This is a genomic window from Streptomyces sp. NPDC054841 (assembly GCF_053611045.1).
Genome location: NZ_JBSGZO010000151.1, coordinates 1 through 17,452, shown reverse-complemented (window position 1 = coordinate 17,452; position 17,452 = coordinate 1). Strand labels below are relative to the sequence as shown.

Annotated in this window: 11 protein-coding genes and 2 pseudogenes; 4 read left to right on the top strand and 9 right to left on the bottom strand. The window is 67.3% G+C overall.

The annotated features are described in order from the left end of the window. Nucleotides 1-141: 141 nt before the first annotated feature. The 7 genes from ACWGI8_RS20935 to eccCa form a co-directional block, all read right to left on the bottom strand. Nucleotides 142-1,713: a hypothetical protein gene (locus tag ACWGI8_RS20935; protein WP_453662906.1), complete on the bottom strand. Its 1,572-nt coding sequence runs from the start codon at nt 1,711-1,713 to the stop codon at nt 142-144. 56 nt (nt 1,714-1,769) lie between these two features. After that, nucleotides 1,770-3,245 (bottom strand): WXG100 family type VII secretion target, encoded by a 1,476-nt coding sequence (locus ACWGI8_RS20930; RefSeq protein ID WP_453662904.1) that lies wholly within the window; start codon nt 3,243-3,245, stop codon nt 1,770-1,772. Between the two features lie 87 nt (nt 3,246-3,332). Next, on the bottom strand, nt 3,333-3,743 hold the full coding sequence (locus ACWGI8_RS20925) for a hypothetical protein (protein WP_453662903.1): 411 nt from the start codon (nt 3,741-3,743) through the stop codon (nt 3,333-3,335). Nucleotides 3,744-3,778: 35 nt separating this feature from the next. After that, nucleotides 3,779-4,072, bottom strand: coding sequence for a WXG100 family type VII secretion target (locus tag ACWGI8_RS20920; RefSeq protein WP_453662901.1), 294 nt, complete (start codon nt 4,070-4,072; stop codon nt 3,779-3,781). A 74-nt stretch (nt 4,073-4,146) separates the two neighbouring features. After that, nucleotides 4,147-4,467 (bottom strand): WXG100 family type VII secretion target, encoded by a 321-nt coding sequence (locus ACWGI8_RS20915; protein ID WP_453662900.1) that lies wholly within the window; start codon nt 4,465-4,467, stop codon nt 4,147-4,149. 128 nt (nt 4,468-4,595) lie between these two features. Then, nucleotides 4,596-5,960 (bottom strand): hypothetical protein, encoded by a 1,365-nt coding sequence (locus ACWGI8_RS20910; protein ID WP_453662898.1) that lies wholly within the window; start codon nt 5,958-5,960, stop codon nt 4,596-4,598. Between the two features lie 90 nt (nt 5,961-6,050). After that, nucleotides 6,051-10,061 (bottom strand): type VII secretion protein EccCa, encoded by a 4,011-nt coding sequence (eccCa, locus tag ACWGI8_RS20905; protein ID WP_453662897.1) that lies wholly within the window; start codon nt 10,059-10,061, stop codon nt 6,051-6,053. 260 nt (nt 10,062-10,321) lie between these two features. Between eccCa and eccD the strand changes: the two genes are divergently transcribed. The 4 genes and pseudogenes from eccD to ACWGI8_RS20885 all read left to right on the top strand — a co-directional run. Then, nucleotides 10,322-11,722 carry a type VII secretion integral membrane protein EccD gene (eccD, locus tag ACWGI8_RS20900; protein WP_453662896.1) on the top strand — a complete coding sequence of 467 codons (1,401 nt, stop codon included), beginning with the start codon at nt 10,322-10,324 and terminating at the stop codon, nt 11,720-11,722. 76 nt (nt 11,723-11,798) lie between these two features. After that, nucleotides 11,799-13,271 carry a type VII secretion protein EccB gene (gene eccB, locus ACWGI8_RS20895; RefSeq protein WP_453662895.1) on the top strand — a complete coding sequence of 491 codons (1,473 nt, stop codon included), beginning with the start codon at nt 11,799-11,801 and terminating at the stop codon, nt 13,269-13,271. 61 nt (nt 13,272-13,332) lie between these two features. After that, nucleotides 13,333-13,572 (top strand): annotated as a pseudogene (locus tag ACWGI8_RS20890) (transposase); the annotation flags it as partial. A gap of 67 nt (nt 13,573-13,639) precedes the next feature. Continuing rightward, nucleotides 13,640-14,338, top strand: a pseudogene (locus ACWGI8_RS20885) (IS3 family transposase); the annotation flags it as partial. A 43-nt stretch (nt 14,339-14,381) separates the two neighbouring features. Here ACWGI8_RS20885 and ACWGI8_RS20880 read toward each other — a convergent pair. Beyond that, nucleotides 14,382-16,451 (bottom strand): recombinase family protein, encoded by a 2,070-nt coding sequence (locus ACWGI8_RS20880; RefSeq protein WP_453662893.1) that lies wholly within the window; start codon nt 16,449-16,451, stop codon nt 14,382-14,384. A 304-nt stretch (nt 16,452-16,755) separates the two neighbouring features. After that, nucleotides 16,756-17,235: a helix-turn-helix domain-containing protein gene (locus tag ACWGI8_RS20875; RefSeq protein WP_453662891.1), complete on the bottom strand. Its 480-nt coding sequence runs from the start codon at nt 17,233-17,235 to the stop codon at nt 16,756-16,758. Between the last annotated feature and the right edge of the window lie 217 nt (nt 17,236-17,452).

Here is a 17,452-nt window from a genome sequence, read left to right as displayed (position 1 = left end):
ACAGAACCCCTCGACAAGGTTCATCGTCCCAGCCCAGAAGGCACTTTCGCGTTACCGCTCATGATCCGAACACGGTCCCAAGTGAAACGCGCAGGCTAAGCATGCTGGTGAATGAGGAGTGGACTGATCACAGCGATGTGACTAGCGACGGCCGAGAGCGGTGGGGCCCTCTTCGTCGTCGATGCCCCAGGTCTCCTCGTCCTCAACCAGCCAGGTGTTACTGTCCTTCTCCCGCGGTTGGGCGGAGCCCATTCCCCCCATACCCGCACCCATGCCGCCCATGCCGCCCATCGGATATCCGCCGGGCATCATGCCAGGTGAGCCCCCCGCGGCCGTACCCATGGTGGCGCGGCTGCTCGCCGCCCTGGCGGCAGCGCCGGCCTCCCCGGCGAAGGTGCTGGCACGCGCCGGAGATCCCCCGCCGATCGTGCTGCCGGTTCGCAACGGCGTACCGGGCAACCCTTTCTGCAGCTCGGCCGCGCTCAGGCCTTTTCCCACCTTGGGCAGGGTACCGGCGGCGAGCAGCCCACCGGCCCTGGGCGGGCGGACGCTGTTCATCAGGCCTGGGTTGGGCAGAGCTCCAGGGGGGATGCCGACCCCACCCAGACCGCCAGCCGTGTCGCCGCCAAGTCCAGCCCCTGGTTCATCGAGCCCCGTACCCAAACCGTTGCCCAGTGTTCCAGTGCCCGGTGCACCCGGGAGCGGCGAGTCGCCCAGCCCCTTTGCGTCAGCTCCGGCCGCCTTCTGCATTACATCCTGCTGCTTGGCAAGGTCAGTCTGCCCCTTCTTGAGCGAGTCCTGGGCCTTCCTCATCGCCTCCTTGTTGGCCTTGTCTGCCTCAGCCCTGGCCTTCTCGGAGTCCTTGTGGGCCTTGTCGAGCTTCGTGTTGAGGTCGTCAAGGTCCTTCTGGAGCTTTTGCTGCTCCGGCGATACGGAGGTCACCCCGGGGTAGGTGATGCCCTGCGGCTCCGGCATGCTCGACTTGGCCGCGCGGTAGGAGTTGGCCAGTTCGTTGATGGCGAACCGCATATCTTTGGTGAGATCCTCCACGATGTCCTTGAACTGCGACACGGCTACCAACTGTGTCTTGTCCTGGAAGGTCACGTACTTGGCATTGCGCGCCAACGCATTGTTCGCGGCCTTGTGGTTCGCCTCATAGACACGCCTGATGGCTGTGGTCAGCCCCTGGGCGGCGTCCATAAGAGCTTCTGCATAGGTCGGCGGCCCCATAAGGGTCTGCAGACGGCTCTTCACTACCGAGCGAAACTTCTCCATCAGGGAACTGAACGCGGCAGCCGCATTTCCCTTCCACAACCCGTTCTTCGCGTCCAATAGTAGCTGGGTCTGTTTCGACAAGTTTTGGTCAATGAAGGTTAGATTCAGAGTCAGGATGCTGAACGCTGCGGCTGCATCGGACAGTGAAACCGGGTCACTGGTGGCGTACTGAGCGTCGGTGGTCGTGGTGCTGTCGGTGTCCACCGCCCCCAGGATCGCGACCTGAATTTCTTTCCAGCTCCAGCCGTCGTACAGGTTCGTACCCTGGTCGATGCTGATGCCGTTGTTGTTCTTGTGCGAGTCCTGGCTCTTGGGATCGATCGGGCCGGGTGCAATTTTGACCGGATTGCCCCCGTGGGTATCAATGCCCTTACCCTTGTCGTTGTCATTCGTATTTTTCGGAACGCCGTCTGATACATTCGTAAAACCAGCAGCCATGTTGTGCGCTCCCTGTAGCCCTTGGGACGGAGACGACCTTCGGTGTCCGGCCCTGCTTATTCGGTCTTCGCCTCGTCCGTCCGGCCGAGTACACCTGTGGACTCCTCATCGGTGCCCCACGGGTCCCGGTCCTCGATGAGTCGGCTCTCCCGGTCCCGATCCTGCTGGCCGCCGAGCGGGCCGATACCGGCACCGCCGAGGCCGCCCGCCCCCATGCCACCCATGGGGTAGCGCATGCCCTGTTCGCTCTGGGCGGCCGCTGTCGGCCCGTGTCCGTACCGGGTAGCGCCGGGCAGGGCTCCCGGTGGCGGATCGCCGGCCACCATGGGCCGGGCGAGCCGGTGGCCCACGGCGTCGTTGGCGAGGGTGCGCAGGGCGTCGGCACCGAGCACCCGAGAACTGTTGGGCCTGGGGCGGCCAGGCAGCCCCGCGGCGGGCGTGGGGTTGAACCGCGCGGCCGCCGCACCGAGACCGGCGAACCCGAGCACGCCGAGCGCGCCATCGCCGAGTTGTCCGAGACCCAGATCCCCTTCAAGCCCGGCTGGTCCGCCGAGCGGTGACTGCACTGCGGAGAGACCGGCGTGGGACCCAGTGAGCAGCGGCAGCCCGCCCACGCCAAGTGCCCCCGCAGATGGTGCTCCGAGGACCTGGAAGTCAGGATTCCCGACCCCACCAGGAACGCTCTGAGACAGAGGCTGGGAACTCGTCGGCTTCAGAACGGGCATGGCGTCATCGAAGCTGAAGTCCCCCCCTGAATCACTGGGCTTGTCGCCGCTGCCAGGGTCCTTCTTGGGGGCACCACCCGGGAGATTGCCGTTGGGATCGGGCTTGGCCGGGTCCGAGGGCGTGGGGTATTTGACCGTGCTCAGAGGACGGATCGCGCTCTGCTTGCTCTTGTACGTGGTACTTAGTTTGGTGATGACCCCGGACATCTGCTCGTCCAGCCACGCCACCACCTCGGGGAATTTTGAGACGGCAACGATCTCGGTGCCGTTCTTTTCAAAAACCGGCGAAGGCCCCGGACCGGGATCGACGTTGACCGGCTGGTTCGCATCCTTCCACGCCTGCATCTTTGCGTCGTACGCCGCCTTGGCCTTCGCGGCGCCCTCACGGTTGATTCGGATGATATCGCTGATCGCCTGCTGCAGGGCATTGGCCGAGTCCTCCAGCGAATCGCTGTAGCTGGGGGAGCCGCCGACAGTGTCGAGCCGGCTCTGCAGTGCGGAGCGAATCTCGAACGCAAGGCCCTGGAAGGCTGTTGCGGCATCACCTCTCCAGGTTCCCTCACTGCCCATCAGCACGTCGCTGCGGTATTCGAGGCGAAGCTTCACCTCGTTCAGATTGGTCTGCACGGCTTGGAAGGATCTTGCCGCACGCCTCAAGGACTCCGGTTCACTCACCCCGCTCACCAGGGCCGCCTCGGTCTCTCGGTCGGCGCTCACCGAGCCGAGGATCGCCAGCTGAATCTGCTTCCAGCCCCACCCTGAGTAGTTGTCATTCTGGGGTATGGCTTGGCCGTCGTCTTCTGCCACGGTCCTTCCTCGTCCTCTGCGGCGCCGGCCGCGGCATCGGCCGGCGCGCGATTCCTGTAGTGCTTGTACGTGCTGCGGATCACCCGCTCAGGCAGCGCTCTTGTTCTTGGGCAGAAGAGCGGTGACTTCGGCCACCATGTCCTTGGCCTTCTCTGCGAGATGCTTGTTCAGGCCTTCGACATCGCTGTAGTGAGTGGCCGCCTCGCGGAGCTTGTCGGACAGGTTGACCAGTGCCGCCTTGAGCTGCGCTAGGTCCTCCGCGAAGGCCTTGGCCCGGCCCTTGGCGTCGTCCCAGCCCACCAGGCGGCCCAGGTCTGAGCCGTCCTTGAAGTTGCCCGCCTTGATCTTCACACCGTCCATCTCCGATTTGGCCTGGTCGACCAGGGGGATGAGCGTCTTGAGGAAGTTGGCGTACTTCAGCAAGTCGTCCGGAGTTACCTTCAGCTCCTTGGACTTGCCCGTACCGCCAACCTCTGTATCCTTGGCCGCTTCGGCCATGTTGTCTCCCGTTCTCCGCAAGGCGACCGAGCCGGTCACCCTCGCATGAGTTTCCCGACGTACTCGTCCGTGCCGTGGTAGTTTTCGAGGTTCATCCCCAGGCACTGATTCATCTTCTGCAGCAGCAGGCTCATCTGGGTGAGTGTGCCGCTCCACTGGTTCTGGAGCTCGACATAGTCCTCGCGCCCCTTGCTGTTCTTCCAGACGTCGCCGAGCGCGTCGACGATGTTCTTGACTCGCGTCTGAGCCTCAGCGAGCTGTTCGTCGATGGACACGAACCGGCCCATGACCATCTGGGCTTCGTCGTAGTTGATGCCGTAGCCGGCCATCTCGGTTCCTTTTCTCCGAAGGGTGCCGCAGGAGGTGTCACGACATGCGTACGACTTCCCGCGGCAGGTGGGCATTACAGGGGGATGATGCTCGGCGTGCTCTCGCCGGCGATCCGGGCAATCCTCTGCTTGTTGGCGTCCTCCGCGGCGCGGTACTCCCCGGCTGACGTAGTGAGCAGGTTGCCGATCGCCTGCATGTTGTTGAGCACGAGGCCGAAGTCTCCGAGCCAATCGAACATCAGCCCCTCGAAGACGTCCGAGGCTCCGCCCGACCACGCCGCCGCAAGCTGGTTGATGACGGCCTTCATCTCGTTGTACGACCCGTCGAGCGCCTGCTTCTCACCGTTGACCTTGGCGGCTGCGGCGTCGATCTGATCCGCGTCTACCTGCTGCATTCCCGGACTGACCATGTGTCCCTCACTTCCGGTGATCGGGGCCACAGGAGCATGTGTGGCCCGTATGCCTCGGAGAGCCCGTCGGATCGGGCCTCCACACAGCTCTACGCAGCCTCACAGGTGCCTGTTCACTGCCCGTCAGGCTCTTCGAGGTTCTTGTCTGTGACCTCATCGCGGGCCTGTTCGCTGGAGGCCTCTCCGGCCACCTCGACCGGGTCCCCGAGGGTCCACGCCGGTTCGTCCGAAGGCTCGTCCAAAATGGCGGCCATCGCCCGGTGCAGGCCCGCCCCGTCCACGGAGGGGCATTGGTATCCGGTGGCCTTCACATGCGCGAGCAAGCCTTCGGTCGGTGCCAGGCCATGCTGCTCCAGGTAGTAGAGGCTCGCGTCGTTCCACACCCAGTAGCCGTCTGTGCTGAAGCCGAGCGGCACCACCAGATCGTCGTCCTCTGCCAGTACGTCGGGCATCCGCTCGGTCGTGTTCACCACCGTCCGGCCCTCCCGGAGGTATGCCGCCACCTTCAGAGCCTCCTCGTTGGGCAGTCGGGGATGGCTGGGGTCGAACAGCGGACCTCGTTCCGGATCGACCCGGTCGAACAGTCCGGCCACCTGCATCCCTGGGCGGCCGTCGGCATCCCACAGCAGCAACCCATAGTTGCGCGCCATGACCTGATAGGAGGTCGCCACTTCCCGAGTAGCGACTACTTCGACCTGCACGTCCTGACCTGCGACAGCCGCCAGCTGCGACTGAACACGAGCAGTCAGCTCGACCATCTCGACAGCTTCGGCGCCGGCCGGTACTTCGACCACGTAGACCCGCTCGGGCCGGGGCCACGTCGAACCGTCGGCCGCGTGCCGCCAGGACCGCCACAGGCCCAACGCGGAATCGCGAACGGCCGAGACGGCGGTGTCGTCCACCGGGTCCGCGGTGCCCTCCGTTCTCGGATCACTTGTGACAAAAAGGGTCGGAGGAGCCATGCTCCAGTCACCATCGGGGGCGGGATCCGGATCTGTGGTAAAGACGAACATCGGTAGCGGCTCGGCTTCGCGCAACTCCAGCCCGTCCAGCGCTGTACGGTCCGCCCCGGCCTCCAACAGCATTCTGTCCAACAACGCGAGGTCTTCCATGTCCAGCGGAATCCGGAAACGCACCGCCTCGAACGCGACGCCTCGGGCGAAGTTGGTCCACTCCTGGTCGGCGAGCCACTGCCGTGCCTTCACCATCAGCTCGTCCGTGGCCAGCCCGGACAGCCGCAAGAGGAGCCGGCGGCAGGCCTCGCACCGCTCTTCCAGATAGATCCGTCCGGCCCTGGCAGCCGGGTTCTCGCTGTTGGCCTGGCGCGCGTCGAGTGAACTCGGTGGGCCGGGAATATTCGTGTCCGGCTCCAGCGGCGTCGCGTCCCCGGTCGTCTCGGGGCGCTCGGTTTGATCGGTCTGCTCGAGCTGCTGTTGTATACGCTCGATTCGTTCGCTGCTGGTCTCGTTCTCGGCCATAGTCGGCGTCTCCTAATTGGTGGTTACTTGGCAGGCGAGTCCTGACATGCGGAGTCCGCCTTCGCAAGGGCATGACGTACGTCAGCTGCGTCAGGTGTCAGTCCAGCGGGCCAGCGCTGTCTGGACAATGCTCACCTGCCGTCGACGATTGATCAGCTGGGCCCGGCCGGTGGGGAGCACCTGAGGTCGTACGCTGCCCAGGAACATGCCCTCGTCCTTGGGGCAGGACAGCAACAGGGCGGGCGCGCCCAGATCCCACATCTTGCGCAGTACCGGGTCGGCCAACGCTCTGCCGGCGCCGACGGATGACCGGGCGACGACCAGGTGGAGTCCGATGTGCTCGCCCTGCGGCAGCATTTCCAGCAGCGGTGCGAGTGGTGAGACGACGCCGGGGCCGGTGATCAGCTCGAAGTCGTCGACCAGCACGAACACCCTGGGCCCCTCCCACCAGTCGCGGTTCCCCAACTGTTCCGGAGAAATCTCCGGACCAGGCATCCGTGGCCGCAGGGCCTCTGCCGTACCTGCGGCGAGCTCGGCGAGGGATTCGGTGGAGACCGCGTATCCGACCCGGCGTTCCTCCGGCACGGTCGAGGCCAGGTCGCGGCGGTAGTCGCAGAGCAGCACGCGGGCTTCGCGTGGGCCATAGCGCTCCTCGATGGCGCGTGCCACCAGGCACAGCAGGTTGCTCTTTCCACTCTCCGTGTCACCGATGATCATCAGATGCGGATCACGCTCGAAGTCGTGGTACGCGGGCTTCAGATCCTGCTGGTTGATACCGATGGGCATGCGGAGGTCCCCGTCGGGTGCGGGCAACTGATCGGCGGGCAGCTGCGCGGGCAGCATCCGGACCACGGGTGCGCGGTGCCCCTGCCAGGCGTCGGCGACTGCGTCGGCCAGGGCCCGCGTGGCGTCGGGAAGATCCTCAGTGCCGTGGCCGCCGTCGATGCGGGGCAGCGCGCCCAAGAAGTGGAGACCCTGCCGGTTCAGGCCGCGGCCGGGCACCTCGGGGACGGTGGCGGCAGTGCGGGCGTTGACTTCGGAGTCCACTGGGTCGCCGAGTCGCAGTTCGAAACGGGTGCCAAGGACGTCGCGCAGCCAAGGGCGGATCTCCGACCAGCGGCCAGAGGTGACCACCACGTGAATGCCGTAACTGAGGCCCCGGTTCACCAGGTCCTGGAGGGCGGGTTCGTGAATCTCGAACTCCTGTCGGAAGGTGAACCAGCCGTCGACGACCAGGAAGACGTCCCCGAAGGGGTCCTGGGCGGCCCAGGGCTCGGTGCGGCGGCGGCGGTAGCCCTCCATGGACTCCACCCCGTTGGCCACGAACAGCTGCTCGCGCTGCACAAGCAGTGCGCTGAGTTCGGCGATGGTGCGGGCGATTCGGTCGCTCTCCGTACGGCCCGCGATGCTGCCCATGTGGGGCAGATGAGCGAGCGAGGCAAGGGCGCCCCCGCCGAAATCCAGGCAGTAGAACTGCACCTCGCGCGCAGTGTGCGTGATTGCCAGTGCCGCGATCAGACTACGCAAGAGGGTGGACTTGCCGCTCTGTGGTCCGCCGACGATGCCGACGTGGCCCGCGCCCGTCGACAAGTCGGCGGTGAGGAGTTCACGCATCCCCTCGAAGGGCATGTCGACGAGACCGAGCGGCACCTGGAGCTTGCCACGCTGTGCCCAGCTGACCGGGCACAGCCCGAGGTCGGGGTCGGGCTCCAGCGGGGGCAACAGGTCGTCGAGGGAAGCCGGGTCGGCGAGCGGCGGGAGCCATACCTGTCGGGCCGGCGGGCCCTGGCCGCGCAGCCGATCCAGCAGGACCTGCATCAGGGTTTCCTGGCCGAAGGTCTCCTCAGCCTCCGCCTCCCGTTCCGGTTCGGTTTCGGGCTGCTGAGGGAGCGCCAGGTACTCCGTGCGGTACGGCACGACCTGCTGCTTCACCACGGCAGCGCTGGAGCGACGGCGGACCGCGCCTTTGTATGCGCCGGAGACGTAGGCGGCCTTGAAGCGGGTCAGGACAGCGGTACCGGTCTTGAGATAGCCGCTGCCCGGGACCGACGGCAGCTCGTACGCGTCAGGCACGCCCAGCACGCTGCGGCTCTCCGAGGCCGAGAACGTACGCAGGCCGATCCGGTACGAGAGGTGGGACTCCAGGAGGTGGATGCGGCCCTCCTCCAGCCGCTGGGAGGCAAGCAACAGGTGCACCCCGAGGCTTCGGCCGAGCCGACCGATCATGACGAAGAGGTCCATCATCTCGCGGCGGGTGCTGAGCATCTCGCTGAACTCGTCGACAACCAGGAAGAGTGTGGGAAGCGGATCGAGCCTGGTACCGGCGCTCCGGGCGCGTTCGTACTCGGCGAGGGAGCTGAAGCCGTTGGCGCGCAACAGTTCCTGGCGGCGGACCAGCTCGCCCTGGAGGGCGTCCTGCATCCGGTCGACCAGTGGCAGCTCGTCCGCCAGGTTGGTGATCACGGCGGACGTGTGCGACAGCCGCTCCAGGCCCATGAAGGTGGCACCGCCCTTGAAGTCCACCAGAACGAAATTCAGCACCTCGGAGGAGTGGGTTGCCGCCAGTGCCAGGACCAGGGTGCGCAGCAGCTCGCTTTTGCCGGAGCCGGTGGCGCCGATCAGCATGCCGTGCGGGCCCATACCGCCCTGCGCCGACTCCTTAATGTCCAGTTCCACTGGGGTTCCGTCCTGTCCGACGCCGATTGGCACCCGCAACCGGTCCCAGGGGGTGCGCGAGGCCCACATCTGCACCGGTTCAAAGGATCCGGCATCGCCGATGCCCAGCAGTTCGGTCAGCTGCTGGTCGGTTCCCAGAGGGTCGGCGGTGTCCACGGACAGCGCGATCCGGTTCGGTGAGATCACCTTGGCGAGGACCGTGGCCTTCACCAGGCTCAGCAGATCAGGGCGGCCCACCAGGGCGTACTGGTCCCGGCCTGCCCGGTCGGCGTTGGCGACCTCGACGGCCTCGGGGCTGACCCGCAGGCGCAGGGCCAGCTTGTCGGCCTTCCAGCGCAGGGATCCCGAAACGTCGAGCACGGTGGTGTTGGCGAATCCCGCGTCCGCGATCCGGGAGCCCGGGGACAGCGCCACGCCGTCCAGCACCAGAAGGACGAAGGGCTCCTCTGGGCGGATCTTGCCGTTGGGTTCGAAGCGAGCCCGCTCTGCGAAGTCCTCCCCCAACAGCCTCTCCAGCTCCACCAGGTTGTCGGTGACCATCCGGACTGGCCCCGCGGCGTCCTGCGCGACCGGGTGCTGGGCGTGCGGGAGCCACTTCACCCAGTCCCAGTGCGGCCTGGCCTCGGCACTCGCGCACACGGCAATCCACAGGTCATCAGGGGCGTGGAAGGTAGTCAGCTGAGCGATCATTGCGCGGGCGAGTGCCCGGGCGGCCTCCTGGGCCCGTCCCGGCTCCAGCCCGGCTGCGAGTTCCGACTCGGAGTCGGCCCGGACCAGGACCCGCGCGAAAGCCCGCAGGAAGAGTGCCGTGGGCATCGCGGGCAGTACGGTGTGAGCCTTGGTAAAGCGGCGCAGGGCGACTGCTGCCAACGGGTCAAGGTCCTCGACGGGCTTGCTCTGTGGAGGGCGCAGGCGCAGCGCAGCGCGCTGCTCGCCCAAGCCGATCCGTACCTCGCCGAACTCGTCGTGGGAGGGGCGGCGTTCCCACAATCGGCTGGAGAGAGCAACGGACCACAGGCCGTCAGGGGCAGGGTGCCGCCAGAGAGAAGCGGTGTACTGCTGCTCTGCCGCCTTGCGGATCTGGCGGCGAATCTGCGCCAGGTAGCGCATGTAGTCACGCCGCTCACCGTTGATCTTGCGCTTGCGGTCGCCGGAGGCCTTCACCAGCTGAGCCACCATCATGGCCAGAGTAGAGATGACCATCATGCCGGCGACCAGATAGCCCAGCGCCTGGGAGCCCGGCTGGATGAACATCAGCATCATCATGCCCGAGGACAACGCCATCGGCAGGTACATCATCGCCGAGGACAACGCGCCGCCCTGGGGCTCCTCCAGCACGGGCGGCTCCTGGACGGCGATCTCGCCTGTCGGCATCTCCGGCCCCGGGCGGAACGCCGGCCGGCGGAACACCTTGGTACTCGGCACCGAGTGCCCTTCCTGTGGATGCGGTTGGCTGGTACGGAGCGAGCGGCGCCCAGCGAGGGCCCGTCAGCAGTAGTGAACTCAGCCCGATCGGTCCTCGTAGACACCGGCGGACGGACCGTCGCCGGACTGCGGTGAGCGATTACGGCTCCCGATCCCCTGCAACGCACGTGTCGTCGGCCGAGTTCATCCGATGTCCGCCAAACCCGCGAGTCCTGCCCCCACCCCCGACTGATCCGACATCTCCGAGGTGGTCCTCCAGCATGAGCAGCCCCCCAGTGGACACCTGCCGACTCACCGTGCAAGCCCCCTCCGGCTGGATCGAGCTCTCCGTGCCGGCCGACATTCCGCTCGCCGAATTGTTGCCGGTGCTCCTCCAGCAGAGCGACGACAAGCTCGCGGAGGCGGGCCTCGACCACGACGGCTGGATCCTGCAGCGGCTCGGTGAACCACCGCTCGACGAGGACCGCACCCCGTCCACGCTGGGGCTGGTAGACGGCGAGACGCTCTATCTTCGCCCTCGCGGCGCCGCCTTGGGCCAGCTGGAGTTCGACGACATGGTGGACGGGGTGTCCGCCGGAGTTCGGGGTCGGGCCGACCGTTGGGAAGGCCGCTGGACCCGTCTGCTGTATCTGGCACTGTCCGCGGCCGTCGCCGCGTGCGGACTGCTGGTGCTGCTGCTGGGCGGCCCGTCCCTCCCCCGTGCTTCGACAGCTCTCGGCGGGGCCGCGCTGCTACTGCTGACCGCGACCGCGCTGTCTCGCGCGATTGGCGACGTGCCCGCTGCGATGCTGACCGCTCTGCTCGCATTGCCGTATGCCGCTCTGGGGGGTGCCCTCTTCGTGGGCGGCTTCGGTGCTCCGGCGCTGCTGGCTGCCGCCGCAGCGGCCGGCGCCGCCGGGCTGCTGGGCCACGCCGGCGTGAGTGGCTTCAGCAGTGTCAAAGGCCAGGACATCTCCGCCGCGGACAGTGCCCCAGTCTTCGCAGGGGTGCTGGCCCTCACGGTCGGGCCGGTGATCGGCGGACTTCTCACCGCTGGCCTGGAAGTGTCCGCGATGCGGTCCGCCGGAATCGTGATGTTCATCGCGCTGTCATACGGCCCGTCGATCCCGATGGGGGCTTTCCGGCTTGCCCGGCTCAAGCTCCCGCCGCTGCCCACCTCCGCCGAGGAACTCCAGCTCGATCTCGACCCACTGCCGGGACAGCGGCTCATGCAGCAGGCTGCAGCTGCCGACCGCTACATGCTCGCGCTATTCGCAGCAGTCGGCACCGTCGCCGGTGTCTCCGCCTCCGTACTCGCCACCAGTCCCGGCTGGCCGGCGCCCACCGTCGCTGCCTTGGCCGCCGTCACGCTGCTGCTGCGCTCGCGCGTCGTCGAGGGCGTCGGGCATCGGTTGTGCACCGTGGCTCCGGCCGTCCTGATCACGGGTGCGCTTCTCGTCCGGATCGCCGACGCGCCCAGCGAACGACTGTGGCTGTCTGCGGTACTGCTGCTGCTCGTTCTACTGCTCTTGGTGTGTGCCAGGACACTGCCCGGCCGCCGACTGCTCCCCTACTGGGGGCGGGCTGCGGACCTCCTGGAGACTGCGGCTTCGGTCGCCCTGCCGCTGCTCCTGCTGCAAGTACTCGGCGTTTACGCCTACGCGCGTGCCCTCAACGGCTGACGTCATCTCGTCGTTGCTAGATCCCTCGTCAGCCACCCTGCCATGACCCTGCCCGTAACCGAGGCGGAGACTCCCCATGCGGAACAAGAGAGACCAGCTCCAGGCATATCTGTGCGTGGTCGGGCGGCTTGCCTCGGCCATGGTCACCGGAGATCCAGATGCTCCGCAAACCCCGATGCGCCGCTTCATCACGGGAGCCATCGGCGGCGTCGTGCTGGCGCTGATAGTGACCATCGGCGTCGGCGTGTACGGCTACCTGCGGCCTGGCGGGGCGACCTCGTGGAAAGAACCGGGGGTTGTGATCGTCGAACGGGAGACCACTGCCCGCTATGTGTTGCGCGCCGGAGTACTGCGGCCCGTCCTCAACCAAGCTTCCGCGCTGCTGCTCGGTGGCGAGAACGCCAAAGTCGTCGAAGTGTCACAGAACTCCCTGCGGGGCTACCCTCACGGGCTGCCCGTCGGCATCCCCGGCGCTCCCGACCCGCTTCCATCGGCGGCCAAGATGAGCGGCAGCCGCTGGCTGGTCTGCGCCCGTTCCCAGGGCGGCATCACCATCCGAATGGGCAACCGCGATTCCCCAGTCATAGAACGGCAGGTCAAGGACGGGCAGGGGCTGCTGGTACGGACGCCCGACGGAACCCCCTATATCGCCGTCGGGGGAAAACGCCACCTCATTGACGCACAGACCGGTCTGGTGGCCCTCGGATACAGCGCGGCTCAGATCTACGACGTACCCACAGGCTGGGTGAACGCCCTCCCGGCCGGCAGCGATCTGCGCGCTCCCAGAGTCTCCGGGGTTGGCGAGGACGGACCCACAGTCGGCGGAGTGGCCACCCGGGTCGGACAGGTACTGCTCACGAACAGCCACCAGCCGGACGGCCGGGAGTACTTCATGGTCGCCCGGGATGGACTGCATCCAGTCTCTCGGACTGTCGCACTGCTTCTGATGGCCGCTCCGGGAAACGCAGCCGCGTACGAGGACGGCCGGGCGGAGCCGATCCCCACCAGCACCGCGGCCGTGGTGGCGGCAGGCCGGCTCGGGAAGCCGGTCGGTCCCGAGGACGTACCGGCCAACCCGCCCGCCGTCCCACGCGACCAGGACCGCGCCCCGTGCGCGCGGCTGCTGTTCGGCAGGAATGGCGTCAGTCCGCAGACCCGTGTGGTGACCGTGTCGCAGGCGGTGGCGGCCGACGGCACGACCGCGGCCGTCGGGGACACCGGCAAGAGCGTCGCCAACGTGGACTCGGCCACCACCAGGATATGGTCAGGGGCCGGTGTGGGACTCATCGCGCGGGTGCTGCCCGCCCCCGGAGTGCCCTCTGGCACTGTCTACCTGGTCGATGAACTGGGCATCAAATACCCATTCGCCAGCGATGAGGTTGCCTCTGCACTCGGGTACGCGGGTCTCGAGCCCAGTCCCGTCCCCTCTGCTCTGCTCAACCTGTTGCCGACCGGGCCGCTCCTGGACCCGTTGGCGGCCGGGCGCTACTTCCCCGTGGCCTCCGCCACCAACCCCACGGTGTCATCCTCCGCGGCCGGCTCCGGCTGACCAACTCATACTGAACCGCCCCGATTCGAATGGAGACTCGATTTCATGAAAGGATCGAGTCATGGCACGACCTTCCCGGTACCCGCTTGAGCTCCGCCGTCGTGCGGTGTGCATGGTCGCCGAGGTGCGCGACGACCATCCGAACGAGACGGAGGCGGTGGCCGACAAGCTCGGCATCGGATCCCGTGAGACGCTGCGGAACTGGGTGAAGCAGCACGAGATCGACGCGGGGACGCGAGCGGGAACGACGACGGAGGAGTCCGCCCAGCTCAAAGCGTTGAAGAAGGAGAACGCCGAACTCAAGCGGGCCAACGAGATCCTGAAGGCCGCGGCGAGTTTCTTCGCGAGCTCGACCGGCCACACACACGCTCGTAGCCTTCATCGACGAGCACCGGGACCGCTTCGGCGGAGTCGAGCCGATCTGCAGGACGCTCAGCGAGCACGACTGCAAGATCGCCCCTTCCACCTATTACGCCCACAAGAAACGCCTCGAAACCCCTTCCGCCCGTTGCGTGCGCGATGGCGAGCTCAAGGAGCGGATCCAGCAGGTCTACACGTCCAACTACCGCGTCTACGGGGCCCGGAAGATCTGGCGCGAGTTGAACCGGCAAGGCCATACGGTGGCCCGCTGCACCGTCGAGCGTCTGATGCGCGAGCTCGGCATCGCCGGCGCCGTCCGGGGCAAGAAGGTGATTACGACGACCACCGACGCGGTCGCCGAGCGGGCCCCGGATCTTGTCGACCGTGACTTCGTCGCCGGCGCCCCTAACCGGTGCTGGGTCACGGACTTCACGCACGTCGCCACCTGGGCCGGCGTCGTCTACGTCGCGTTCGTCGTGGACACCTTCTCCCGACGCATCATCGGCTGGTCCGTCTCCACCACCAAGGAGACCAAGCTTGTCCTGGACGCCCTGGAGATGGCCCTGTGGCAACGCGACCGGGACGGATTCCCGTTCACACAAGGCGAGTTGATACATCACTCGGACGCGGGATCCCAGTACACATCGTTCGCGCTCGCCGAGCATCTCGACCGCGCAGGGATCGCGGCATCGATCGGCTCGGTCGGCGACGCCTACGACAAGCGCTTGTCATCACACTGCACCTCTTCTCCTATCGGCTTTGCTTTGGGGTCGTTGTTGCTGGTCGGCGGCGGTCGAGGCGGATGCCTTGCTGGACGCGGGGCGGGTTGGGGCCCGGCTGGGGGTAGAGGCAGGCGTTCTTGTCGTTGTACTTCTCGCCTTCAAGTAGTCCGGCACGGTGCCACTTCCAGACGGTGGGGACGCTGACACCCAGGAGCTCGGCGAGTTCGTACGCGGTCAGCAGGCCACGGTCCCGGAGCCGGTCGAAGCGGCTGCGGAGTTGGTAGTCCTCGCGGATGTCGCGGACCAGGAGGCGGTGGAACGGCAGCCCTTTGCCGCTGGTCAGGCCGTGCTGGTTGAGGATGTCGGCGATCTCGGCGTCGGTGTGGTCCTCGAGGAGGGTGTCGATGGCGGCCACGACGGGTTTCGGGGTCTGCCACAGTTTCCCGCCGCCGAGTGGGAGGGGCAGGTCGAGGGTGTGGTGCTGGCCGCCGGAGAGCCGCACCTGGGCGGTGATCCGTTCGGCCTTGGTGAGGGTGACGTCCGTGATCAGCAGGCGGGCGATGCGTTTGCGTTCTCGCATCGGGGTGTCGGGGTCGTGCCAGAGCCGGTGCACGTCGCCGGCGAGGTGGGCGAGTTTCTCCCGCAGTGCCGTGTTGACGGGTTCGGCTTCGATGCGGGCGCGTTCGATGTCTTTGCGGGCGGCGGCGACCTCGCGCAGGGCCGCGTTCCAGTCGGCTTCCAGGCTGTCGGCGACGAGACGGTTGTCCGGGTCGACCGCAAGATAGCGGCGTTTTGCCAGGTCGGCGCGGTGCTGGGCGCGTTGGAGGTGAGTGGAGCGGAGCCGGTCGGCCTCGGCTGCCTGGGCGGCGAGACGATCGGTGACCTTCAGGGCGGCCTCGACGGCGAGTGGGGTCAGCTCTTCCAGCAGCAGGGTGGCGACGGCCTGTTCGATGCCGGGGCCGGGGATGCGCTGGCAGACCTTGCCGCCGTTTTGGATGGCGTGGGTCATGCACCGGTAGTCGGAGACTTCGCGGCCTTGCCGCTGGTGATAGGCGATGGTCATGCGCCTGCCGCAGCGGCCGCAGATCACCAGGCCCTGCAGCAGCGCGGGCCCTTCCCTCGGCGCGGTCGCGGTCCGCTCGAGGCCGCGGGAAGCGGCCTGGGCGGCGAGTGCGGCCTGGTTCGTCTCCCACCGGGCGAAGGTCACATAGCCCTCGTGGTGATCTTGGATGAGGGTGTCCCACTGCTCGCGGGGCAGCAGGCGGATGTGGGTCTTGCCGTCCGCACTGCGTTCGACTTTGCGCCGTCCGTAGCAGAACGCCCCTGCATAGAGCGGGTTGTGGAGCACGTTGAGGACCTGCCAGTGCTTGAGCGGGCCCCAGACCAGCTCGCCCTTGCGGGGGCCGGTGCGGATGCGGGAGGGGAAGGTGAGATGGCCGGCGGCGAAGGTCTTGACGACCTGGCGGGCCGAGCCGGTGGCCGTGAAGACGGCCAGGACGTGCTCGACGGCGGCCCGCACCGATGCGTCGGGGTCCTTGACGATACGGTCGGCATAGTCGTGGACATAGCCGACCGGAAGTCCCTGCTTGAGCTCGCCGCGGCGGGCCTTGGCCAGCTGCCCGCCCCTCAACCGGGCTGACAGCAGGTGGAGTTCGGCCTCCGACATGGTGCCCTTCATGCCCAGAACGAGACGGTCGTTGAAGGTCCGCGGATCGTACAGTCCGTCCTCGTCCAGGATCAGCGTCCCGGACAGCGCGCAGATCTCCAGCAGCCGGTGCCAGTCGGTGTTGTTCCGCGCCAGGCGGGACACCTCGAGCCCGAGGACGATGCCGGCGTGTCCCATGGAGACCTCGGCGACCAGGTGTTGGAAGCCGTCCCGGCCCGCTGTCGAGGACCCGGAGCGGCCCTGGTCGGAGTCGATGACGATGATCTGGGAGTCTTCCCAGCCCAGCGCGACGGCCCGGCCGCGCAGGGCGTACTGCCGCTGGGTGGACTCGCTGTTGTTGACGACCTGCTTGAGCGAGGACTGGCGCACATACAGATACGCGCCTCTGCGAAGATGATCTACCGTGACCTTCCCGGTCTGCTCGATGCTCACCGCACCCTCCTCTCCGTGTCGCCTCGGTCATCCGCTGCGACAGCCTCCGGCCGCTGTCCACGCCATGGACGCCAGCACCTCCACCAGCTCGCCTGCCACCGTGACCGGCGCTGGCGGCCGGTCCCGAACGACCCGTGACGGCACGGGAATTCGGGAGACCGCCTTGATCCAGGCGGCCATGCCGGAGCGGGCCAGCACCGCCCAGCCACATCGTGAGCCCCCATCGGGGCCGCCGAGGACCGCGGCCCGCAGGTCCTCATACCGCCGGGCCACCTCGGCCCCGCCCACCTGGGACACCGCCTCATCAGCGGTGATGGACTTCCTCCGCAGTACGCGGCTCGCGGCGCCTGGCCAGGGCTTTCTCCACCGACCGGGGATGAACGGTGATCCCGAACCGCATCTGGACCGCCTTGGCCAGCTGGGCCGGCCGCAGACCAGGGTCGTCGTGTCGGAGCTGTTCGATGAACTCCATGACCTCTTCGGTGAGCTTGCGCGGCCCCTTCGGGCCAGGCTTGCCCGGCACAAGCGCCGCTGGCCCGCCCGCGTCCAGCGCGGCGGCGATCACATAGAAGCTCTGCCGGCAGAACCCGAACGCGGGCGCCGCCCTGGCCACCGGCACCCCATCGACCCTCACCCGGCGCACCATCTCGTACTTGACCTGCACCACATCGTCCGGATCCAGGAACGGACAAGCAGCGAAGCCCTCGTCGGTCACGGCCTCGGGCCGGGGATTGAGCGCCCGGAACTCCTCCAACGCCGCCTTCTTGCCCGTCTGCCGACTCATCGCGCCTCCCCGTCGATCCCGACGTCACCAGGATCAGACCGCTCACCGCACAGGCCAAGAGCGCAAAGAGCGAGCAGAGAAGCAGAAGGTGCAGGTCACGGACGCTTCCGAGCCCCCGCACGCCCCAACAGCATCCGCAAGCGCCCCCGGCAGCGGCCTCAACCCCACGACGATCACGGCGCCATCCCCCCGACTCCGCCCCGGCCACCGGACACCA

Coding starts and splice junctions, on each gene's coding strand:
- ACWGI8_RS20920 (WP_453662901.1), bottom strand. CDS start 4,072: ATGGCCGGCTACGGCATCAACTACGACGAAGCCCAGATGGTCATGGGC.
- eccB (WP_453662895.1), top strand. CDS start 11,799: ATGCGGAACAAGAGAGACCAGCTCCAGGCATATCTGTGCGTGGTCGGG.
- eccD (WP_453662896.1), top strand. CDS start 10,322: ATGAGCAGCCCCCCAGTGGACACCTGCCGACTCACCGTGCAAGCCCCC.
- ACWGI8_RS20935 (WP_453662906.1), bottom strand. CDS start 1,713: ATGGCTGCTGGTTTTACGAATGTATCAGACGGCGTTCCGAAAAATACG.
- ACWGI8_RS20875 (WP_453662891.1), bottom strand. CDS start 17,235: ATGAGTCGGCAGACGGGCAAGAAGGCGGCGTTGGAGGAGTTCCGGGCG.
- ACWGI8_RS20925 (WP_453662903.1), bottom strand. CDS start 3,743: ATGGCCGAAGCGGCCAAGGATACAGAGGTTGGCGGTACGGGCAAGTCC.
- ACWGI8_RS20915 (WP_453662900.1), bottom strand. CDS start 4,467: ATGCAGCAGGTAGACGCGGATCAGATCGACGCCGCAGCCGCCAAGGTC.
- ACWGI8_RS20910 (WP_453662898.1), bottom strand. CDS start 5,960: ATGGCCGAGAACGAGACCAGCAGCGAACGAATCGAGCGTATACAACAG.